The following is a 22,838-nucleotide window of genomic DNA, read 5'->3' on the forward strand; positions in this document are numbered from 1 at the left end:
AAAAAGGGAATCTTTTTAGAATTCCCTTTGTATTTTTAGATTCTCACATAATACCGTTCCAAATTATCGGTATTTATTTTCTGAATTCCGTTTTCCGTTTTAACAGCTATATTGATTACATGAAGCACATTTGATTTTTCGTTAATCTGGCAGTTCCAGATTGTGCCGTCTGAGAGGATTATTTCTGAAAACAACGATACTAGACTGTTTTCATCATTGTAAATCAAATTCTCTTTTTTAATCAGGGTTTTTGCTTTTGTTTTTTTGTCTACTTCATAAAATAGAATTTCATCTTTGCTGATTTCGATAATCTCGTCGACTCCAGAGGTATTATCTACATTAGTTGATGCCCATACTGGGTGGTCTCCCGATTTTTTCCAAGAACCGATTGCTTGGTCAAGAATGTTTTTTCTTAAGATCTCTCTTAAAGTATCCACTTTTTTAACAGCTTCCTGAGCAATCTGATTTTCAGGTTTAATTTTTGCTGCCAATGAAAATAAGTCAATAGCTTTTACATAGTCAGCTTTTTTGTAGTACGAAATTGCTGCTTCGTATTTACCTTTCTGAAATGCGGTTTTGGGGTCGTTCTGCGCAAAAATCTGAGAAGTAAATAAGAGAACAATCAAAAGTAATTTGTTTCTCATTAAATAGTAGGTTTATTTGTTTTTTTGCAAACCTACATTTTTTATTGACAAATTCTTACTTTTATTGGATAAATATGAATTGATATAAACAAAAAAACACCTTTTAAGTCAAAAAGGTGATTTTTTTCTCTCAAATTAGAAAATCTTATTTCAGTTGCCAGCTGTTATTTTTTGGAGTGGCATCCATAAAAATACCGCCGTCAAGTTCTACTTGTTTAATCTTCTTTCCGCTTTTTAAAACAATCTTAGCTGTCTTTTGATTCTTTTCCCAAACTGACGGAGTCTGATGCAAGGTTTCTTTTGAATTATCTGTATAAGTAACAACAACGTCAAACGGAATTGCAAATCCACCAATATTTTCGACAGTGATTATTTTATTATCTGAAGAAACGCTTTTTACTGCTATATCTAGATAACTGTTGGTGAAAAACCAGTTATTAAAAAACCAATTCAGATTTTTACCAGATGCTGTATTGAATGAGTTGAAATAATCCCACGGAATTGGGTGTTTGCCATTCCATGTATCCATGTAAAAGTGCAATGATTTTTTGAACAAATCGTCGCCCAGCAAATCTTTTAGCGCCAGATAAGACAATGAAGCTTTTCCGTACGAGTTGTTTCCATAACCCGCACCCGATACCTGAGTTGACATTGTGATAATCGGCTGGTCTTGTTCTCCCGAAGGATCATTGATATAGCTTTTTACTCTGAAATTTTTATAAAACTTGTCGGCAGCTTCTTTTCCATGTTCAGCAATTCCAATCAAATATTCAAAAGTAGTTGCCCATCCTTCATCCATAAAAGCGTAACGGGTTTCATTAATTCCCATATAAAAAGGAAAATAAGTATGTGCTACTTCGTGATCTTGTACCAATTGTGCAAATTTTGCATCTCCCATCTGCGAATCGTTGCACATCATTGGATATTCCATATCTGCAAAACCTTGAAAAGCAGTCATTTTAGAAAACGGGTACGGAACTCCTGGCCAGTTATTAGAAAACCAATCTAACGCATACTGATTGTTTTTAACCGAGTTTACAAAATCGGTGCCTTTTACGTCATAAGCAGCCTGAACACTGGCGCGACGGTTTGTTTTCTTGTCTACCACAACACTGCTGGCATCCCATAAATAGTGATCGCTCAAACCAAAGCAGACGTCGGTAATGTTTTTTGCTTCAAATTTCCAGACATTCCAATCGTATTGCTTGGTTACAATACCGCTTTTTATTTCTTGTTCGTTGGCTATATGAAGAATCTCATCTGTCGTGTACGATTTCTTTAAACGAGTTGCAAAATCAGGTTGCAAAACCTCATCGGGATTTAGCAAATCTCCCGTTGCATACACCACATAATTTTTGGGTACTTTTACAGAATATACATAATCATTGAAATCATTATAAAATTCCTGACGATCGGTATGAGGTAGTTTATCCCAGCCGTTATAATCATCATAAACCGAAACTCGAGGATAACTGTAAGCCACAAAAAATGTCGTTTCGTCTATTTGTCCTTCCCTTCCGCTTTCTTTAGATAATGGATAATTCCAATCGATGTTAAGAGTGGTTTTCGAGTGAGGCAAAATTGGTTTTTTAAGTTTCACCGTTCCTACGGTTCCCCAGTTTTTTGCATCTTCTTTATAAATTTCATTATCAATTTTTAATGAAGTTAGGGTAAGTCCTTCGCTCAAAAAATCATCACTGACATTACCCCCTCGCGGAGAAGAAGGTTTGTGGAGGTTGTTTACAAATCGTATGACAATAGTTTTTAAGGTATCATTGCTGTTATTGTGGTAAATAATACTTTCTGAACCGGTTACCATTCTTGTCTTAGGCTCCACGGTAATTTCCATATTATATTTTCCGTGATTTTGCCAATAATTTCGCCCTGGTTTCCCGTCTTTAGAACGTGTTTCGTTTGCATATGCCGCTTTTATATTTCTGGGCATATAAAGTTCTTGGGCAAAGTTATTTTGGGCTGAAAGAACAAATGCTATTACTACAAATTGCAAAAATCTCTTTTTCATAAATGATTTTAAGTTTTTTAAATTGTTTACTGAAATAAGACTGCTGTTTTAAAGCAATGTTACAAATTTAATTATTAATTGTGAATTGCCAGATTTATTGTTTATTGTTATAGTTTAGTTTGCCATTTGTTAAAAATCAAAATCAGAATCTAAGCATCTAAGTACTTCAGTCCTCAGCACCTCAGTACCTTCAGCACCTTAGCAAAAAAAATCCGCCTGAATCAAAGAAACAGACGGAATCTACAATATTATATAGTTTTGATTTCTATAAAATGTAATCGGTATTAATAAAATTTGATTCTTTGCTGTTAAGCAGTTCCTGCAGAATTTCATTATTATAATCGATATCTTTTGAAGCCACGAAAGTACGAATTGAGAATGATCGCAAAGCGTCAGGAATGCTCAAAGTTCCTACTGCCGAATCTTTTCTTCCTGTAAACGGGAAAGCATCCGGACCTCTTTGGCAAGAACTGTTGAGGTTTACGCGACATACTAAGTTTACCAATGCATCGATAAGCGGAGCTAGGGTTTTAATGTCTTTACCAAACAAACTAACTTGCTGCCCATAGTTTGATTCGGCCATATCGTTTAAAGGCTCTTTAATATCCTGAAAAGAAATGATCGGAACCACAGGTCCAAATTGCTCTTCGTGATACACTCGCATTTCCTGATTTACGGGATACAAAACTGCCGGAAAAATATAATTATCAGTATGCTTTCCTCCTTTTTCGTTTAGGATTTCTGCTCCTTTTGAAGTGGCATCATCAATTAATCCCTGAATGTATTTCGGTTTGTCTGATTCTGGAAGTGGGGTTAAAGAAACTCCTTTTTCCCAAGGATTTCCAAATTGCAGCGAATCTACTTTTTCAGAAAAACGTCTGTTGAATTCTTCTCTGATAGACTCATGAACATACAATACTTTTAACGCAGTACATCTTTGACCATTAAAAGACAAACTTCCTGTAATGCATTCCTGAATAGCCAGGTCTAAATCGGCATCCGGAAGAATGATGGCTGGATTTTTAGCTTCTAAACCTAAAATCAGACGTAATCTGTTTTTGTTTGGATGCTGGTCCTGAAGTGCGATAGCCGATTTGCTGTTTCCAATTAAAGCCAAAACATCAATTTTTCCAGACTTCATAATTGGCGAAGCTACTTCTCGGCCTCTTCCGTAAACAATATTGATCACCCCTTTCGGAAAACTGCTTCTGAAAGCTTCTAATAATGGCGAAATACATAAAACACCGTGTTTAGCAGGTTTGAAAATCACAGCATTACCCATAATTAGCGCCGGAATCAAAAGCGAAAAAGTTTCGTTTAGCGGATAATTATATGGTCCTAGGCACAGTACAACTCCAAGAGGACCACGACGAATCATGGCGTTGACGCCTTGCACTTTTGAAAAGTGAGAGCTGCGGCCGTTCAATTCTTTGTAGCTGTCAATTGTATCGTAAATATATTCTACGGTTCTGTCAAATTCTTTTTGAGAATCCCCCAATGATTTTCCGATTTCCCACATTAGGTATTTTACCACCTCTTCGCGGGTTTCTTTCATTTGGGTAACGAATTTCTCCATGCATTTAATACGGTCAACGACTTTCATGGTTGGCCATAATCCTTGTCCCATGTCGTAGGCGGCTGTCGCGGCTTCAACAACTTCAGCTGCTTCCTTTTCTCCCATAAAAGGAATTGATCCTAATAAGGTCGGCGAATATTTTTCTGTTGAGGAAATAGTAGAAAAAACAGGCGTGGTCTGTCCTGTCCATTGTTTCAATTCTCCATTTACAAGATAAGTATCTTGGTTTATCAGCGTATTAATCTGATATTCTTCTGGTATAAAACTCATAATTTGGTTGTTTAATAGGTCTGGTAATTCTATTTTCAAAAGAAAAAAGAGGCTTTTTTCTGCCTCTTTTTTATGTTTTTATGGTTGTACGGTTTCTCCTTCCCAATCCAGGATTCCACCAAGCAGATTATAGGCATTTTCTATACCTAATTCGTTCATAATCTGGCAGGCTTTGGCGCTTCTGGCTCCAGAACGGCAGTAAACGTAGTAGTTTTTATTTTTGTCTAGTTCTTCGATTTCATAAATAAAACCCTGTCCTTTATGAATATCAATATTTATGGCATTCTCAATGTAGCCGTCATTAAATTCGTCTGCAGTTCTTACATCAAGTATAACTGCATTTTGGTCAGCATTAAGCTGCGCTACCCAATCTTCTTGTGATAAATTCATAATAAATGTCTTTTTGTAAAATTACGACGTTTCTATATACAAAAAACGTCTCAAATGCGATTTCGATTATTATTCTCAGAAAACGTTTTAGAGAAAGCATTATAATCAGTGAATTACAAATTTAGTTACTATTTTTAAAAATATAGTCTATAAATTCGATAGAAAATAGGATTTTTTCATTTACATAAAATTAATCTAAAATATATTTTTTTGACAATTAATAGCATTTCAAACTACTATCTTTGCAAACAATCACGACATTCAATTCGATTTTGACAAAAACACCAGCTTAGAATTGCAAAAATCCGCACTCATCAATGTGCGGAAATCAGTAGAATTCGAAGCAAAAAAAATCCATAAAATGCAGCATTCAATAAAATCCATTTTTCCTAATTTCTCTAACGAACTTATCGCTGCTATAGAAAAAAATGGAGCCTTGCAGGATTTTAAGGCTGGAACAATTTTAATGCGTACCGGACAATACATCAAAAACACAGTTCTGATTACAAAAGGCAAAATCAAGATTTATCGTGAGGGAGAAGACGGTGGAGAATTTCTGATGTATTATCTGCAACCTGGTCAAGCCTGCGCTATTTCGATGATTTGCACCGCAAAAAGTGAAAAAAGCCAAATTATGGCAAAAGTGGTCGAAGATGTCTCGGTGATGATGATTCCGCTCCAGATGATGGACAAATGGATGATGGAACACCGTTCTTGGTACGAATTTGTCATAGAAACTTACCGAAACCGTTTTGAAGAAGTTTTAGAAGTCGTCGACAATATTGCTTTTCGCTCGATGGATGAGCGATTGGAGTTTTACTTAAAAAGACATTCTGATGCCTGTGGCTGTTCTGAAGTGAATCTATCCCATCAGGAAATTGCGGCCGAACTGAATACTTCACGCGAAGTGGTCTCCCGCTTGCTCAAAAAAATGGAACAACGAGGCCTCGTGAAACTCAACCGCAACCAGATTGAGTTATTAAAATAAGTTTTTGCCACAAACTACACGAATAACACTAATTCTCTCTATGTGAAAATAATTTGTGCGAATTTGTGTAATTCGTGGCGAAAAAAAAGCTTCTGTGATAAATGTTACTGTAGGTTTGTAATTTCCGAAGCACCTTTGCAGAAAAGATTACAAATGGAAATTGCAGGTTATTTAGCATCTATCATTATCGGGATTACGCTTGGGCTTATTGGCGGTGGCGGGTCGATTTTGACGATTCCCATTCTGGTCTATCTATTCAAAGTAAATCCGGATCAAGCTACGTCGTATTCGTTGTTTATTGTGGGCATAACCGCCATGTCTGGAAGCTACAGCCATTACAAAATGGGGAATTTAAAACTAAAATCTGCCTTGTATTTTGCTGTTCCGTCTGTGATTTCGATTTTGATAATCCGCGAAGTCATTTTTCCTAAAATTGCCGCAACCTTGTTTTCTATAGCTTCTTATACTGTATCTAAAGATTTTTTGATTATGATTATCTTTTCGGTATTAATGATAACGGCAGCGCTTTCGATGATACGAAAAAACCAATCGGAAATAAAATCGTCTCAAACCAATTATGCGCAGCTTAGTTTTATTGGCTTTTTGGTCGGAATTGTAACGGGATTTCTTGGTGCTGGAGGAGGTTTTTTAATTATTCCCGCTTTGTTATTCTTCGCAAATCTGCCAATGAAGCAGGCAGTCGGAACTTCACTATTAATCATCACTATTAATTCAGCTATAGGTTTTGCCGGAGATTTGTATATCGGCACACCCATAAACTACACTTTTTTACTAAGCGTTTCCATAATGGCCCTAATCGGAATGTTTATTGGAAGCCAGCTTTCAAAAAAAATAGACGGTACAAAACTAAAACCACTTTTTGGCTGGTTTGTACTCGTTATGGGATTTTACATTATTGCAAAAGAAGTTTTGCTTTAGAATTTAATGTTCTCACTGTTAGCGCATCAGTGCAGATTTTTAAATATTTTTTGAATTTAGTTTTACTTGTAGAGTAATCTTTGTCAAAGTTTTAGGCTTTGACAAAGATGAAACTAAAAATCGAGCTTTACTCTACAGTTCCCCAAACCTGTCTTTATAACGACCAAGCTCGATTTCAGTCTGATTCAGAAGTTTTTCTAATAATTGAATTTTGTCTTCATATAATTCTTTTAAAATAGAAGTATTTTCTGTATTTATCAAAATACTTCCGTTGTTGTTTCCAGTAACTCTATTGAAGTTGTTGAAATACCTATGGTAGTCGAAACTTATGATATCTTCTACACTGACATCTAGAATTTTTCCAATTTCAACCAATTTTTCATAACTCAAGGAAGTTTTTCCTTTTTCAATCTTACTGTAACCCGCCTGAGTTACACCTAATTTTTCTGCCATATATTCCTGAGTATAATTTTTTAACTCTCTAATGCTTTTAATTTTGTTTTTAATTGTTGCGGCCATATAATTTCTGATTTGGGGGTCATGTATAGTCAAAACAGCCCGCTGTTAAACCTTTTAACAGCATAACTATACTTATTTTTGGGAACTTTAAAGTTACTTTATCGCGATGAATAAAGTAAAAAATTATTGCTTTTTTCGCATGGTAATAATAAAACCATATACAAACGCTGTCATCATCAAAATGTAGTCGCAGCGCGGGATTCCAGATGTAAACATTATTATTATTTCCTTAAATCTATGCAGTTTTCCTAATGTTCTGATTGAACTGAAGTTCGAGAAAGGAATCAATTTGTTTACCAACCAAGAAACGGTCTTTTGATGCAATTTTTACTCTTTTCTCGTTATCATAAACATCTCTAATCATAACCAGATATACAAATTCTTCGGTATTGTAAAATCTGCTGCTAACTAGAATTGTGTACCCTAAAATTGCCGGAATTAGATAATACAAATCGTTGACATCGGTAAAAATCATAAAGTAATAAGTAATCGCTGTAACAGCGGCAAAAGTGGCATTGTGTAGATAAAACATTTTTTTTCTCCGAACCAATCCAAGTTCTTTGATTTCATCAAAATGATAATGCCATTGCTTCGATTTGAAGCGAAATTCAATCTTTTCGGAAGTGAGTGTAATGAACATAAATAATCTGCGGATAATACTAAATTTTACGGGTTTTATGTGAGAAATCTTTTCCTTTAATCTCTTAGGTCCGCAATATTAGGTAATATGTTCTTTTTTTTCCTACAATTGAAATTATAGAATATAACTGTGAGTTGTAATTAAATCTTTACATAAAATAAATTGGCTTTAAAGCTTTTTACTTTTCGATATATGATTTAGGGGTGATGAAATACCTGCATAAAAAAACCTCCAGCAAAAACTAGAGGCGTTGATATAATTTTTATACAGATATTGATTTCGTGAAATTTGTGTAATTGGTGGCCAAACAAAATCAATGTTCCCCATACCCAATATCATCCATTTTTCCGCTGAAAACTCTATACTGAACAATAAAATACACTATTACTAAAGCCAATGCAATAAAAAACCAGCTCATTCCGGCAGATAAACCGTATTCGTGGGCGGCAGTATTATAAATCGTCAAGGACGGATTTACCTTATTGGTTGAAGGCAGTACATTCGGAAAAATCGAAACGGCAGTTGAGGCAAATCCACCAACTAAAAAGAACGTCGAGAATACAAATCCATGACCGTCTTTTTTGAAGGAACGAACTTTGAACAATCCTAAAATCCCAACAAAGGTCAGTAAAGGAAAAAACCAAAGAATCGGATTTTCTACAAAATTATGAAATGGTTTAGGCTCAATAAAGTGCCAGATTTGTAATGAAATACAAACTAAAACCAGCAAAACAATGTTTAGAGCAAAAACCACTTTTTTCAATTTCGGATTTAAAGCAGAATTTGTTTTATAAATAATCCAGTTAGCGCCATGAATCGTTAAAGCCACAACACTCACAATTCCTAGGAAAAGCGTAAACCAATCGATGATTCCTAATTCATTTGCCTGTGGACTAAAGGTTGGATTCCATAACGGAAGAAAGAAGTAATGCGCCTCTTGTGTTGAAACTCCGTTTTGTACCATTCCGAGATTGACGCCGCGAACGATATTTCCTAAGGCAATTCCAAAGAATAAAGCCAAAAGCAAACTTGCGATTCCGAAAGCTTTATCCCAAATACTTTCCCACATATGATTATGTATTTGACCGCGCATTTCGAGTCCGATTGCACGGAAAATCAAAAGCCATAAAATCATAATCAAAGGCAGATAAAATCCGCTGAAAGAAGAAGCGTATAAAGTCGGAAATGCAAAAAACAAAACACCTCCCGCTGCAATTAACCAAACTTCGTTGGCGTCCCAAAACGGACCAATTGAATTGGTGATTGCTTTTTTGTCTTTTTCTGTATCGGCAAAAAACAAATGAATAATTCCTGCTCCAAAATCATAGCCGTCTAAAACCAGATAAACGGCCAAAATTCCCATTAAAACTACGTACCAAAAAAATTCCATACTTATATTTTTTCTGTTGAAAGTTCCACATGATGAGGTCCTTTATTGATAATTTTTCCAACTAAAAGCAAAAACAGCATTCCGAGCAGAAGGTATAAACCAATAAAACCGAGTAACGTAAACAAGGTATTTCCTGACGAAACAGTTGGCGATGCTCCAGATGCTGTACGCATTAAATTATAAACCAGCCAAGGCTGTCTTCCTAACTCGGCCGTGTACCAGCCTGTTGTATTGGCGATATACGGAAACGGCATCATAAACATGAGCGACCACAAAAGCCATTTGGTATGAAACAACTTCCCTCTTATCAATTGAAAAAGAGAAAGAACCATCAAACCAATAAAAACAGTTCCCAATCCGACCATTATATGATAAGCGTAGTACAATCCCGAAATGTTTGTTGGATGCAAATCTTCTTCAAACTGGTCTAAACCTTTTATTTCCTGATCCCAATTTCCGTAAGTCAAGAAACTTAGAATATTTGGAACTGCGATTTTATTATCCAGTTTTTTGTCTTTTACGTCGGGCTGACCGATTAAGACAATTTCAGAACCTTTCTTTTCGGTATGAAAAATTCCCTCCATTGCTGCAAAAGTTACTGGCTGATATTTTACAACATTTTTTGCCGCTAAATCTCCTGTCGGCACCGCTACAACAATACTCGAAATCAATCCGAAAACAACTCCAGTTTTTAGGAACAATTTTCCGAAAGAAACATTCTTTTTACTTAAAATATAAAAAGCTCCAATTCCAGCCACAACAAAAGAACTTGTCACTAAAGAAGCCGCCTGATTGTGCAAATAAGAAGGCCAAAGCCACGGATTTAAAAATAAAGCCTGAAAATTATTCAATACAAATTTTCCGTTTTCTAAAATTTCGTAACCTACAGGATTTTGCATCCACGAATGAGTGGCAATAATTAAAAATCCGCTTGCCCATGAACCAATCATGATTAATAATCCGGTTACAAAATGCCATTTATGTCCGAGGAGTTTTTCTCCAAATAAAAACAAACCTAAAAATGACGATTCGAGAAAGAAAGAAAACATTCCTTCCATTGCCAATGTTTGCCCGATGATTCCTCCCGTTAATTCGGAAAATTTTGCCCAATTGGTTCCGAACTGAAACTCCATCGGAATTCCGGTTACAACACCCATCGCAAAATTGAGGGCAAAGATTTTCATCCAGAAATGGGTGGCGTGATTGTAATGTTCGTCTTTAGTTTTTAGATACTTCCATTTGAAGTAAACAATGATGAGCGAAAGACCCATTGTAAGCTGCGGAAAAAGGTAATGAAAAGTAATGGTGAAGGCAAATTGCATTCGGTCATAAAAGAGCATTTCTTCCATAAGTGGTAATTTGTTTATGAAGTTCTACAAATTTAACCATTACAACCCGAATAGCCTCTTTAAAATACTAGTTTCTTTTAAAATTTTGAACCATATAAGTGATATAAGTATATAATAGCATCAGACGTCCAAATGAGCTTATTTAAGATTAACTCCTGCAAGGTTTCCAAAACCTTGTAGGTGTTTTCTCTTAAGTCTTAATACCTACAAGGTTTTGAAAACCTTGCAGGAAATAAATGAACTTATATGACTTATATGGTGAAATATTATTTCTTCAAAATCCCTTTTTCAACACTTTCATTAATCAAACCTTCTGCATAATTCCATAAAGTTGCTGAGCCGTGTTTTATGACGCTTTTCTTTTCATAGACTTTATCGTATTTTACTCCAAACTCTTTCCAGGTGCCGCCGTTGTTAGAAGTATTTTGCAATAATGGCTCCAATCTGTCCATTGACTTGGCAAATTTCGCTTCGTTGGTTTCGCCAGCTTCAAATTCTTCCCAAATGCTGATAAATTCTTCTTTTTGTTTTTCAGGAAGCAAACCAAAAATCCTATTGGCTGCTAAACGCTCTTGATCGGTATTGCAATGATTTTTTACAGTATCATAAATAAAAACATCTCCAGCATCAATTTCTACGATATCATGAATCAAAACCATTTTTACGACCTTCAAAACATCAATCGGTTCATTCGAATGTGCTGCCAGAACAATTGCCATTAATGCCAAATGCCAACTGTGTTCTGCATCATTTTCGCATCGGTCGCTGTTGAATAATTTTGTCTTGCGCTGAATGTATTTTACCTTATCAATTTCTTTTATAAAAGCAATTTGATCCGCTAAATCTTTTGTGTTCATTTTCTTTTTTATTTTGAAATGACATTCGTCATATGCAAAATTAAAGCTTAAACCGTAATTGTGCGGCTTAAAATTCATTTATCTCAAATCCTATGACAAACTCCACATTTTTTTACACAAAAACCTAATTTCTGTAACATTAGTCACCTATTTTTTTAAAAAACAAAGCTACCTTTGTATCCCATCATTTTTATAATACCTATCATGAAAATAGAACAAATTTACACCGGATGCCTTGCGCAAGGTGCATATTATATCACCTCAAATGGCGAAGCGGCCATTATTGACCCGCTTAGAGAAACACAGCCCTACTTAGATCGTTTGGAACGTGACGGGGTTAAACTCAAATATATTTTTGAAACCCATTTTCACGCTGATTTTGTTTCGGGACATGTAGATTTGAGCAAAGAAACCGGCGCACCAATTGTTTACGGACCAAATGCTGCGTGTGCGTTTGATTGCATTTCTGCTAAAGACGGACAAGAATTTAAGCTTGGAAAAGTTACCATTAAAGTTTTGCACACTCCAGGACATACCATGGAAAGCACAACTTTTTTATTAATTGACGAAAACGGAAAAGATCATGCGATTTTCTCTGGAGACACCTTATTTATTGGCGATGTAGGCCGTCCTGATTTAGCACAGAAAGCATCTGGAATGACTCAAGACCAACTGGCTGGAATTTTGTATCATTCGCTAAGAAATAAAATTATGACTTTGGCTGATGATGTAATTGTTTATCCTGCGCACGGTGCGGGAAGCGCTTGCGGAAAAAACATGAGCAAAGAAACGGTTTCTACTATCGGAAATCAAAAAGCGACAAATTATGCTTTGCGTGCTGATATGACCGAAGCCGAATTCATCAAAGAAGTGACTGACGGATTATTGCCTCCCCCAGCCTATTTTAGCATGAATGTAGCCATGAACAAACAAGGTTACGAAAGTTTTGAAACGGTTTTGCATAACGGAATGAAAGCAATAAATGTAAAAGATTTTGAAGCTGTTGCTGAAGAAACTGATGCATTGATTTTGGATACAAGAAGCGCAGCCGATTTCAGCAAAGGATTTATTCCGCAGTCTATCAATATCGGAATCAATGGCGATTTTGCTCCTTGGGTCGGTACTTTGATTGCGAATGTAAAACAGCCAATTATTTTGGTTACTGCTATCGGCATGGAAGAAGAAGCGGTTACTCGTTTGAGCCGCGTTGGTTTTGATACCATCATCGGACATCTGGAAGGCGGTTTTGAAGCTTGGCAAAATGCTGGTTTTGAAATTGATACCGTAAACCGAATTACAGCAGAACAATTTGCTAACGAATTTAAATTTGGTGAAGACAAAGTCGTAGACATTCGCAAAGAAACAGAATACGAAGCTGAACATATTGACGAAGCTTACAGCAAACCCTTGGCTTATATTAACGACTGGGTAAAAGACATTAACCCAAACGAGCATTTTTATTTGCACTGTGCAGGAGGGTACAGAAGTATGATTGCCGCTTCTATCTTGCAAGCAAGAGGTTTCAGAAATTTCTCTGAAGTCGAAGGCGGTTTCGGAGCAATCTCGAAAACCGAAGTTCCAAAATCAGATTTTGTGTGCCAAAGTAAAGTTTTGAAAGCATAAACATTGACATAAATTTTTAACCATATAAGTGATATAAGTTCTTTTTAGGTTGTACGCAATTTAAACTCTTATATTTACTTTCACTATCTAAGTTATATAAGCAAAAACGTTCCAGCTTATAATTCCTTATATCACTTATATGGTTAAAAATAAAAAGCACTTAATTTTAAAGTATGAGTATAATTGAAATTATAAGAGAACCTTGGCCTTGGTATGTTGCAGGCCCACTGATTGGATTAACTGTTCCAATTTTGTTAATTATCGGAAACAAATCTTTCGGGATTAGTTCGTCCTTACGTCATATTTGTGCCGCTTGTATTCCTGCCAATATTTCGTTTTTTAAATACGATTGGAAGAAAGAAAGCTGGAATTTATTCTTTGTTCTTGGAATATTTTTCGGAGGCGTTATTGGCGCTTATTTCTTGTCAAATCCAAATCCGGTAGAAATTGCTCCAGAATTATCAGAGAAATTGGCAACTTATGGAATCACAGACCACAGCGGTCTAGTGCCTGCGCAATTATTTTCTTGGGAAAGCTTACTAACGATTCGCGGTTTTATTATGATTGTCGTGGGCGGATTCTTGGTTGGTTTCGGAACACGTTACGCTGGCGGATGCACAAGCGGACACGCCATTATGGGACTTTCAAATCTGCAATGGCCTTCACTAATAGCTACCATCTGTTTTATGATTGGCGGTTTTGTAATGTCCCTTTTTATTTTGCCTTATATTCTTTCACTTTAAAATTTCAAAAATGAGTTTAGAAAATAAAAACATCGACGGAGAAGGAATCAATGCAAGCCAGAAAAAAGAAACTGGATTTGCAAATCTTAAATATTTAATTGTTGGAATCTTTTTCGGAATTGTATTCGTAAAAGCGGAAATCATCAGCTGGTTTAGAATACAAGAAATGTTTCATCTTGAGTCATTCCACATGTACGGCGTAATTGGTTGCGCTGTTGCTGTTGGATTAATTTCAGTACAATTGATTAAAAAATTTAATATCAAAACCCTTGATGGCGAAAAAATCGAAATCCAGCCCAAGACTTTCAGCAAAGGACAAATCTATGGCGGACTTCTGTTCGGTTTCGGATGGGCAATTACGGGCGCATGTCCTGGTCCGCTTTTTGCGCAGATTGGTACAGGAGCGACGGTAATCGTAGTAACTTTAGTAAGTGCTATTTTCGGCACTTGGGTTTATGGTTTGATTAAAGATAAACTGCCACACTAAAAATTTGTTTCAAGTTTTCTTTGTTTCAGGTTTCAAGTTGATTTAACCGCAAAGTTCGCAAAGTTTATTTACATAGCTTTGCGAACTTTGCGCTTTATACGACCTTATTAGGAAAGCATCTTGCGTGCTTTGCGGTTAAATATTTTTCATCAATTTTAATTTCCTTTTGTTAAGTTTGTTTAAAACAAATAAGTCCCATAAAAGCAACGCAAAATATGAACCGTTCAGAACAGTTATCCAGATTACAGAATGCCGAAAATTGGGACATAATAATTATTGGCGGTGGAGCAAGCGGACTCGGAACAGCAATTGACGCTGCAAGTCGTGGTTACAAAACCATCTTATTTGAAGCCGTAGATTTTGCAAAAGGAACTTCCAGCCGAAGCACTAAATTGGTTCATGGTGGTGTGCGTTATCTGGAACAGGGAAATGTACATTTGGTTCGAGAAGCATTAAAAGAAAGAGGTTTGTTGGCTCAAAATGCAAATCATTTGGTAAAAAACCAGTCATTTGTTATTCCGAATTATCATTGGCTAAGCGGTTATATCTATACTATCGGACTAAAGATTTACGATTTATTGTCTGGCTGCCTAAGTTTAGGGAGTTCCAAATATCTTTCGAAAAAGAAAACTATAGAAATGCTTCCAAACGTTGAGAAAAACGGATTGGTAAATGGCGTCGTTTATCACGACGGGCAATTTGATGATTCTCGTCTAGCCATAAATTTAGCGCAGACTGCTGCGGAAAATGGTGCCTGTCTCTTAAATTATGTAAAAGTCGTCAGTTTATTAAAAGACGACAGGAATCAAATTACTGGCGTTACAGCAATTGATCAGGAAACTGGAAAATCTTACAACGTTCAAAGCAATGTTGTTGTAAATGCAACTGGCGTTTTTACCAACGCCATTATGAAACTTAATGATAAAGTTTATAAAAAATACATTGTTCCGAGTCAGGGAATTCATTTGGTTTTTGACAAATCTTTTCTCCCTAGCGAAAATGCCTTAATGATTCCGAAGACAAAAGACGGAAGAGTTTTGTTTGCTGTTCCGTGGCACAACCGTGTTGTAGTAGGAACTACCGATACATTAATAAAGAAACAAAGCCTGGAACCTATTGCATTGGAAAGCGAAATCGAATTTGTCTTGGAAACAGCCCAGCGATTCTTAGCAAAAAAACCAACAAGAGCCGATGTACTTTCTGTTTTTGCTGGATTACGTCCATTGGCAGCGCCGAAAGAAGAAGGCAAAAGCACCAAAGAAGTTTCGAGAAGCCATAAAATCATAGTATCAGAAACGGGACTCATTACGATTACTGGAGGAAAATGGACCACTTATCGAAAAATTGCCCAAGACATTATCGACAAAGCAATCAAAACTGGAAAATTGCCTAAAAAAGAATGCCGTACAGAACATCTCTCCATCCATGGAAATAAAACAACTACTTCTCAAGACAGAGAAAATCACCTTTATATATATGGTTCTGATATTCCGAAAATAATCGAACTGCAACAAAACGAACCCGAATTAAAAGAAAAGCTTCATCCTGCTTACGAATTTACTATGGCAGAAGTCATTTGGGCTATTCGTTATGAAATGGCTAGAACTATTGATGATATTTTAGCAAGACGTGTTCGCTTATTATTTTTAGATGCCAGAGCAGCTTTAGCCGTTTCAGAAAAAATAGCAAAAGTTATTGCCATAGAATTAGGTCATGATGAAAATTGGATACGAAAAGAAATTGCCAACTTTAAAGAGATTTCTAAAGGATTTTTTCTCTCAGAGTTTAGAGAAATTTCATAATCGACTTAAAAACAGACTCCAAATTAATTATTTTCTTAGGAAACTTAAAAATTCACCTTACAAAAACTCTAATCCAAAAAGAAACAACAAAATCTACTTTCTCAATTTTAATTCTACGTTAAATCACAATATATCAATAATTTAAAAAATAAAATTGAGTAACTTTATATCGACACAAAAAATCCTCCCTAATAAGATCTTTACATATTAACAAAAATTTAACATGACATTTGTATATACAACTATTAATTATTCTACATTTGTATATACAAATTATACACTTACGACTATGACAATTGAAGAAGTTATTAAGAGTACGGTTAAGATGGATAATGCGAAAAAAGTTATTCTGAATATCATGTACACACAGAATGTGATTCAGGATCATTTCAACGAGTTAATCAAACCGTATGATCTGTCTGGAGAGCAATATAACGTGTTGCGTATATTAAGAGGGCAAAAAGGAAATCCGGCCAATATGTGCGTGATACAGGAAAGGATGCTGGCAAAAACAAGCAATACGACAAGACTGGTAGACAAATTATTATTAAAGGATTTTGTAACAAGAAACGTTTGTCCAGACAACCGAAGAAAAATCGAAGTCTTGATTACCCAGAAAGGATTGGATGTTTTAGAAGAATTAGATCCAAAAGTAGATGAGCACGAACGCGCATTTGCTAATAATCTAAAACCCGATGAATTAGTTTTTTTAAACCAGTTATTAGAAAAATACAGAACCAATAAATAAAACAATATAGACTATGAGCAATTTCTTAGAAAATCAAAATTGGAGATATGCAACCAAACAATTTGATGCTTCAAAAAAGATATCAGACACAGATTTAAATACATTAAAAGAAGCCGTTAGATTAAGCGCTTCTTCATACGGATTGCAACCTTATAAAGTAATCATTGTTGAAAATCCAGAATTACGAGAAAAATTAAAAGGAGCCGCTTGGGGACAATCTCAAATTACAGATGCTTCTCACCTATTCATTTTCGCAAACGACTTAAACCTTGACGCTGGTTCTGTTGACAAATACATCACCAATATCAGTGAAGTAAGAGGCGTTCCTGCAGAAGCTTTGGGCGGATTTAGCGATATGATGAAAAATGTAATCGCAAATTTGACTGAAGATGCAAAACACATCTGGACAGCCAAACAAACTTATCTAGCATTAGGAAACTTATTGAATGCAGCGGCAGAGTTAAAAATTGACGCTACTCCAATGGAAGGTTATAATGCAGCATCTTTCAACGAAATTTTAGGTTTTGACAAATTAGGCTTAAATGCTTCAGTAATTGCAACAGTAGGCTACAGACACGACGAAGACAAGTCACAACACCTGAAAAAAGTTAGAAAATCAAACGAAGAATTATTTATCACTCTATAATTATTATTAATCCAAAATCAATTTTAACAAAATGAAAAATTTTAAAACATTTGCAATAGCATTATTCGTAGCAGTGGCTAGCGTTTCAGTAAACGCACAAACTAAAAAAATCGACGTAAAAGCGTCTACTATCAAATGGGTAGGTAAAAAAGTAACAGGAGAGCACTCTGGAACTGTAAACTTTAAAGACGGAGCTGTAGTTTTTAAAGGAAAAAAATTAACTGGAGGAAGCTTTACAGTAGACATGACATCTTTGACTGCAACAGATTTAACTGGAGAATATCAAGGAAAATTGAACGGGCACTTAAAAGCTGACGATTTCTTCGGAACTGATAAATACCCAACTTCAAAACTAGTTTTCAAAACTATCAGCGCAAAATCTGCTGATGTTTACAGTGTAACTGCTGACTTAACTATCAAAGGAATCACTAAACCGGTATCTTTTGACATCACAGTAAAAGGAAACACTGCTACAACTGCTTTCAAAGTTGACAGAACTAAATACGACATTAAATACGGTTCAGGAAGTTTCTTTGATGGTTTAGGAGACAAAACTATCAATGACGAATTCGAATTAGCTGTATCTTTAAAATTCTAATATTAGAAGCTTACTAGTTCATAAATTTAAGAAACCCCAATAGTTTTGGCTATTGGGGTTTCTTTTTTGCAAAGTTTTCAAAATAATAACATTCTTAATACTCACATAACATATTGGTAATAATCAGCAGGAGTTTGATTAACATAAGCGGTCTAATTTTGGGTCAATTAAAAAATCAAAAACTAGAAATTAAAAATCATAGTTATGAAAAAAAAAGTACAAGTTATTCTTATTATCCTAATTAACAGTCTGTTTCTACACGCCCAACAACAGCCAAAAGGAATTATTGGAACCAGCAACTGGCTGAACAATTGGACCAATTTTAAACCTGCCGCTAACGAATATAACGAAGCCACCAACATAATTGCCGGAACTATTGAGAAAGATACCAAACTGGTTAAACGCAATACTTACCAGCTGGTTGGTGTAGTGTATGTTACCAATAATGCCACTTTAACTATCGAGCCCGGAACTGTCATTCGCGGAGACGACAAAACTTGCGGCACACTTGTGATTACAAACGGTTCTAAAATTATTGCCGAAGGATTGGAAACAGATCCTATTATTTTTACCTCCAACAAAGAAAAAACAGAAAGAAAACCAGGCGACTGGGGCGGCATTATTGTTATGGGTAAGGCTCCAATCAATACTTTGGGAGGCTTACAAACACTTCCGTTTGACTTAGAACCGACCTTAAACCATTACGGAGGTCAAGATGCTGAAGATTATTCAGGAATCTTAAAATATATCAGAATTGAATATGCTGGAAGAAAATTGAGCGCACAAAAAGAGTTAAACGGTCTTTCTCTTGCAGGTGTAGGCAAAAAGACATTAGTAAGCCACATACAAATCAGTTTTTCGAATGACGATTCTTTTGAATGTTACGGCGGTAATCTAAATATGAATAATTTAATTTCGTATAGAACTACAGACGACGACTTCGATTTTACGCAAGGTGCGCAAATCAACATTACGAATAGTATTGCCATTCGTCATCCTTTCTCTTCGGATATTTCGGGCTCAAGATGTTTCGAGGTAGATTCGTATGAGAAAGTAGCCAATACCGATATGACCAAACCAATGACCCAAATAAATGCTTCCAACATTACGCTGATCAATTTGGAAGAAAATAATCAAGGATTGGTAAGAGAGTCTGTTTATGTAAAAGAAAACACGCTTTTTAATCTTTCAAACAGTGTGGTTTCCGGTTTTACTCCTTTCATTCTGCTAGAAGGAAGCATCGGAAACGGAGAAGCAAATCTTTCTAAGATTGCTTTGAAAAATGTAGTTGCCAATAATTGCACAGGCGAAATAAGCAGCGAATCGGCAAGCAACAATCCAGGACTAAAAAGCTATTACAGCAATCCAGATTTTGGAGTACAATTCACAAAAATGAAAAATAACGAGCTTTTTGCATTGCCAAATATCAAAGGAAATCCAGATTTTAGATTGAATGTAAACAATACAATAGCTATTGGTAATTAAGCTGTTGAAGCTAAACTAATCTATAAAATTTAACAAATTTCAAAAATTCGAATAGATTTTTTTCAAAATTTATATACGCTATTTAAAATTACATTTATATCTTTGCTTCAACAAAAAAAAAAAAAATGAGAACAATTTTAAACAATACTTGGTGGTGGAGTAATTTACGTCAGACGTCGTGAACGAAGCTTCCTATGGTATTGTAAAAACTATAAATATAAAAGGCTTGTCATCACGACAAGCCTTTTTTTTTGGATTAAAATTGAAACACCTAAACAGTAGAAAAAAAATAAAATCTATATACTTTGAAACCTTTTATACTCAACACACACTACAAACAAATTCTGGCAGACACCATTACGCCAGTAAGTATTTATTTTAAGATAAGAGATAAATTCCCAAACAGCTTATTGTTGGAAAGTAGTGACTATCACGGAAATGACAACAGTTTTTCTTATATCTGCTGCAATCCGATTGCTACTATCAAAATCGAAAACGAAGTAATCTCAAAAACATTTCCGGACGGAAGTTCAGAAACTATTTCAATCGATGCTTCCACAAATATTCCTGAAGTAATCCAGCAGTTTTCGGCTAAATTTCAATCAGAGAAAAACGATTTCAAATTCATAAACAACGGATTATTTGGCTACATTTCTTATGATGCCGTTCGTTATTTTGAAAAAGTTTCGATTGCAAAAAAAGACAATGCGACTTCAATTCCAGATGTGTTTTATGCGGTGTATCAAAACATCATTGCCATCAACCACTTTAAGAATGAAGCGTACATTTTCTGCCACAGCGTAGACGGAAAAAATAATATTGCCGAAATCGAGCAATTACTGCAATCCAGAAATATCGCTTCTTATAAATTTACCAAAGAAGGCGAAGGTTTTTCAAATTTAACCGACGAAGAATTCAAGCATAATGTGGCTTTAGCCAAAAAACATTGTTTCCGTGGCGACGTTTTTCAATTGGTCTTATCACGCCGCTTTACCCAAGGTTTCAAAGGAGACGAATTCAACGTTTATAGAGCTTTAAGAAGTATTAATCCATCTCCGTATTTATTCTTCTTTGATTATGGAGATTTCAAAATATTCGGTTCTTCTCCAGAAGCGCAAATCATTGTAAAAAACAGAAAAGCCGAAATTCATCCAATCGCTGGAACTTTCAAAAGAACGGGAAATGACGAACGCGATGCGCTTTTGGCCAAAGAGCTTTCTGAAGACAAAAAAGAAAACAGCGAACATGTAATGCTGGTCGATTTGGCCAGAAACGATTTAAGTCGCAACGGACATGATGTAAATGTGGAAAAATACAGAGAAGTGCAGTTTTTCTCTCATGTAATTCATCTAGTCTCAAAAGTTACAGGCCATTTGCACGAAAAAGCGACAACCATGCAGGTCGTTGCCGATACTTTTCCGGCCGGAACCTTAAGCGGTGCGCCTAAACACAGAGCGATGCAGTTAATTGAAGATTATGAAAAAACAAATCGTAATTTCTACGGAGGCGCAATTGGCTTTATGGATTTTGAGGGGAATTTTAACCACGCAATCATGATCCGAACTTTCCTTTCTAAAAACCACCAATTGCATTGTCAGGCTGGCGCCGGAATCGTAGCAAGTTCTGATGAAGAAAGCGAAATGCAGGAAGTCTACAATAAATTAAGAGCTTTGAATACAGCGCTGGAGATGGCAGAGAAAATTTAGTAATCAGTGTTCTGTTTTTTTAGTGTTCAGTCAAATTATCAGTCGCAGTTACTATATCACTCCATGATAAGCAATATGTCCTTGAGGTTGAAACGAGCTATGTTTGAAAAGCAGATTATAAGGAATAATTTAGAAATATAGCCAACGGTTTCCAACCGTTGGAGACAAAGATTGACAAAACCTGAAACCTGAAACTTGAAACAACTAACAAACAAACCAAAAACCATGAAAAAAGCAATTTCAGTTTTAATTTTAATTAGTACAATTTCAGCTTGTAATTCTGAGAAGAAAAATCCAATTATCGGGACTTGGCGTCTAGTATCAGCTGAAACGACAGATAAGGATTCGACTTTTTCGACTTTTAATGCAAACACCAAAATGATTAAGATTATAAATGAAACACATTTTGCTTTTTTGAATCATGATTTAAAAAACGGAAAAGATTCCACCACAGCATTGTACTTCGCAGGAGGCGGAAAATATACTTTGAAAGACAGCATTTACACCGAAAATCTGGAATATTTCAACAACCGCGACTGGGAAAACAACAAATTCGAATTTATAGTGAAAGTCCAAAACGACACTCTAATTCAAAAAGGAATAGAAAAAGTAGAAAAATTAGGCGTAGATCATATTATAATTGAGAAATACGTTCGAGAAAAATAAAATTTAGTTGCCAGTCTCAGTCTCAGTTTTCAGTAAAAAACTTAGTGTCTCAGAACCTTAGCAACTTAGAAACTTAAAAAAAATGAAAAAGATTTTAGTTATAGACAATTACGATAGCTTCACTTACAATTTAGTGCACTATCTAGAAGATTTGAACTGCGAAGTAACCGTTTACAGAAACGACGAATTCGAAATTGATGAAATCGCTTCTTTCGAAAAAATATTGCTTTCTCCTGGACCTGGAATTCCAGACGAAGCGGGTTTATTAAAAGCAGTAATCGAAAAATACAGTCCAACAAAAAGCATTTTGGGCGTTTGTTTAGGACAGCAAGCAATTGGTGAAGTTTTCGGCGGAACACTATCGAACCTTGATAAAGTGTATCACGGCGTTTCGACAAATGTAAAAACAGTAGTTTCAGACGAAATTTTATTTGAAGGATTAGGAACCGAATTCGAAGTAGGAAGATACCACTCTTGGGTTGTCGATTCCAATTTACCACAAGATTTAGAAGCAACTTCTGTTGACGAAAATGGACAAATCATGTCTTTGCGTCACAAAAATTATGATGTAAGAGGTGTTCAGTTTCACCCAGAAAGCGTTTTAACCCCAAACGGAAAAAGGATCTTAGAGAATTGGATTAAGAGTTAATTTTTTTTGTTTCAAGTTTCAGGTTCTTGGAACGTGAAACCTGAAACCTGAAACTTGAAACCTGAAACAAATCTTAGCATCTCAGAACCTTAGCAACTTA

Annotated in this window: 22 protein-coding genes; 13 read left to right on the forward strand and 9 right to left on the reverse strand. The window is 35.5% G+C overall.

Annotation, left to right across the window (positions count from 1 at the left end):
* Positions 1–35: 35 nt before the first annotated feature.
* The 4 genes from E0W73_RS03695 to E0W73_RS03710 form a co-directional block, all read right to left on the reverse strand.
* The gene (locus tag E0W73_RS03695; RefSeq protein ID WP_135220749.1) at positions 36–644 is read right to left on the reverse strand and encodes an outer membrane protein assembly factor BamD; all 609 of its coding nucleotides are present in this window, start codon (positions 642–644) and stop codon (positions 36–38) included.
* A 145-nt stretch (positions 645–789) separates the two neighbouring features.
* The gene (locus tag E0W73_RS03700) at positions 790–2,667 is read right to left on the reverse strand and encodes a M1 family metallopeptidase (protein WP_135220750.1); all 1,878 of its coding nucleotides are present in this window, start codon (positions 2,665–2,667) and stop codon (positions 790–792) included.
* 265 nt (positions 2,668–2,932) lie between these two features.
* Positions 2,933–4,513 (reverse strand): NADP-dependent glyceraldehyde-3-phosphate dehydrogenase, encoded by a 1,581-nt coding sequence (locus E0W73_RS03705; RefSeq protein ID WP_135220751.1) that lies wholly within the window; start codon positions 4,511–4,513, stop codon positions 2,933–2,935.
* A gap of 78 nt (positions 4,514–4,591) precedes the next feature.
* On the reverse strand, positions 4,592–4,903 hold the full coding sequence (locus tag E0W73_RS03710; protein WP_135220752.1) for a rhodanese-like domain-containing protein: 312 nt from the start codon (positions 4,901–4,903) through the stop codon (positions 4,592–4,594).
* A gap of 361 nt (positions 4,904–5,264) precedes the next feature.
* Here E0W73_RS03710 and E0W73_RS03715 point away from each other — a divergent pair, with 361 nt between their 5' ends.
* Together E0W73_RS03715 and E0W73_RS03720 are read left to right on the forward strand one after the other, a co-directional pair.
* Positions 5,265–5,891 carry a Crp/Fnr family transcriptional regulator gene (locus tag E0W73_RS03715; RefSeq protein ID WP_135220753.1) on the forward strand — a complete coding sequence of 209 codons (627 nt, stop codon included), beginning with the start codon at positions 5,265–5,267 and terminating at the stop codon, positions 5,889–5,891.
* Between the two features lie 153 nt (positions 5,892–6,044).
* Positions 6,045–6,830: a sulfite exporter TauE/SafE family protein gene (locus tag E0W73_RS03720; RefSeq protein ID WP_135220754.1), complete on the forward strand. Its 786-nt coding sequence runs from the start codon at positions 6,045–6,047 to the stop codon at positions 6,828–6,830.
* 132 nt (positions 6,831–6,962) lie between these two features.
* On the opposite strand, the gene E0W73_RS03725 is transcribed toward E0W73_RS03720, so the two are convergent.
* From E0W73_RS03725 to E0W73_RS03745, 5 genes are all read right to left on the reverse strand, one after another.
* Positions 6,963–7,349 carry a helix-turn-helix transcriptional regulator gene (locus tag E0W73_RS03725; protein ID WP_135220755.1) on the reverse strand — a complete coding sequence of 129 codons (387 nt, stop codon included), beginning with the start codon at positions 7,347–7,349 and terminating at the stop codon, positions 6,963–6,965.
* A 235-nt stretch (positions 7,350–7,584) separates the two neighbouring features.
* Positions 7,585–7,881: a hypothetical protein gene (locus E0W73_RS03730; RefSeq protein ID WP_244248428.1), complete on the reverse strand. Its 297-nt coding sequence runs from the start codon at positions 7,879–7,881 to the stop codon at positions 7,585–7,587.
* 421 nt (positions 7,882–8,302) lie between these two features.
* Positions 8,303–9,379, reverse strand: coding sequence for a cytochrome d ubiquinol oxidase subunit II (cydB, locus tag E0W73_RS03735; protein WP_135220757.1), 1,077 nt, complete (start codon positions 9,377–9,379; stop codon positions 8,303–8,305).
* A gap of 2 nt (positions 9,380–9,381) precedes the next feature.
* The gene (locus tag E0W73_RS03740; protein ID WP_135220758.1) at positions 9,382–10,728 is read right to left on the reverse strand and encodes a cytochrome ubiquinol oxidase subunit I; all 1,347 of its coding nucleotides are present in this window, start codon (positions 10,726–10,728) and stop codon (positions 9,382–9,384) included.
* A 266-nt stretch (positions 10,729–10,994) separates the two neighbouring features.
* Positions 10,995–11,585, reverse strand: coding sequence for an HD domain-containing protein (locus E0W73_RS03745; RefSeq protein WP_135220759.1), 591 nt, complete (start codon positions 11,583–11,585; stop codon positions 10,995–10,997).
* Between the two features lie 204 nt (positions 11,586–11,789).
* Between E0W73_RS03745 and E0W73_RS03750 the strand changes: the two genes are divergently transcribed.
* The 11 genes from E0W73_RS03750 (at position 11,790) to E0W73_RS03800 (ending at position 22,738) form a co-directional block, all read left to right on the forward strand.
* Complete coding sequence (locus E0W73_RS03750) at positions 11,790–13,208, forward strand: MBL fold metallo-hydrolase (RefSeq protein ID WP_135220760.1); 1,419 nt, start codon at positions 11,790–11,792, stop codon at positions 13,206–13,208.
* 173 nt (positions 13,209–13,381) lie between these two features.
* Positions 13,382–13,951: a YeeE/YedE family protein gene (locus E0W73_RS03755; protein ID WP_394345983.1), complete on the forward strand. Its 570-nt coding sequence runs from the start codon at positions 13,382–13,384 to the stop codon at positions 13,949–13,951.
* 10 nt (positions 13,952–13,961) lie between these two features.
* A complete protein-coding gene (locus tag E0W73_RS03760; protein ID WP_135220761.1) occupies positions 13,962–14,438 on the forward strand; it encodes a DUF6691 family protein in 477 nt (158 codons plus the stop codon).
* A 215-nt stretch (positions 14,439–14,653) separates the two neighbouring features.
* Entirely contained in the window at positions 14,654–16,240 is a 1,587-nt protein-coding gene (locus E0W73_RS03765; protein WP_135220762.1) for a glycerol-3-phosphate dehydrogenase/oxidase, read from the forward strand.
* A gap of 289 nt (positions 16,241–16,529) precedes the next feature.
* Positions 16,530–16,988: a MarR family winged helix-turn-helix transcriptional regulator gene (locus tag E0W73_RS03770; protein ID WP_135220938.1), complete on the forward strand. Its 459-nt coding sequence runs from the start codon at positions 16,530–16,532 to the stop codon at positions 16,986–16,988.
* 13 nt (positions 16,989–17,001) lie between these two features.
* Complete coding sequence (locus E0W73_RS03775) at positions 17,002–17,634, forward strand: NAD(P)H-dependent oxidoreductase (RefSeq protein ID WP_135220763.1); 633 nt, start codon at positions 17,002–17,004, stop codon at positions 17,632–17,634.
* A 31-nt stretch (positions 17,635–17,665) separates the two neighbouring features.
* On the forward strand, positions 17,666–18,232 hold the full coding sequence (locus E0W73_RS03780; RefSeq protein WP_135220764.1) for a YceI family protein: 567 nt from the start codon (positions 17,666–17,668) through the stop codon (positions 18,230–18,232).
* Between the two features lie 204 nt (positions 18,233–18,436).
* Positions 18,437–19,717, forward strand: coding sequence for a hypothetical protein (locus tag E0W73_RS03785; protein WP_135220765.1), 1,281 nt, complete (start codon positions 18,437–18,439; stop codon positions 19,715–19,717).
* Positions 19,718–20,022: 305 nt separating this feature from the next.
* Positions 20,023–21,423, forward strand: a complete 1,401-nt coding sequence (locus E0W73_RS03790) for an anthranilate synthase component I family protein (RefSeq protein WP_135220766.1) — start codon at positions 20,023–20,025, stop codon at positions 21,421–21,423.
* Between the two features lie 225 nt (positions 21,424–21,648).
* Entirely contained in the window at positions 21,649–22,089 is a 441-nt protein-coding gene (locus E0W73_RS03795; protein WP_135220767.1) for a hypothetical protein, read from the forward strand.
* An 82-nt stretch (positions 22,090–22,171) separates the two neighbouring features.
* On the forward strand, positions 22,172–22,738 hold the full coding sequence (locus tag E0W73_RS03800) for an anthranilate synthase component II (protein WP_135220768.1): 567 nt from the start codon (positions 22,172–22,174) through the stop codon (positions 22,736–22,738).
* Positions 22,739–22,838 lie beyond the last annotated feature (100 nt).

Origin of the sequence: Flavobacterium foetidum, assembly GCF_004634245.1 — a bacterium.
Lineage (GTDB): Bacteria > Bacteroidota > Bacteroidia > Flavobacteriales > Flavobacteriaceae > Flavobacterium > Flavobacterium foetidum.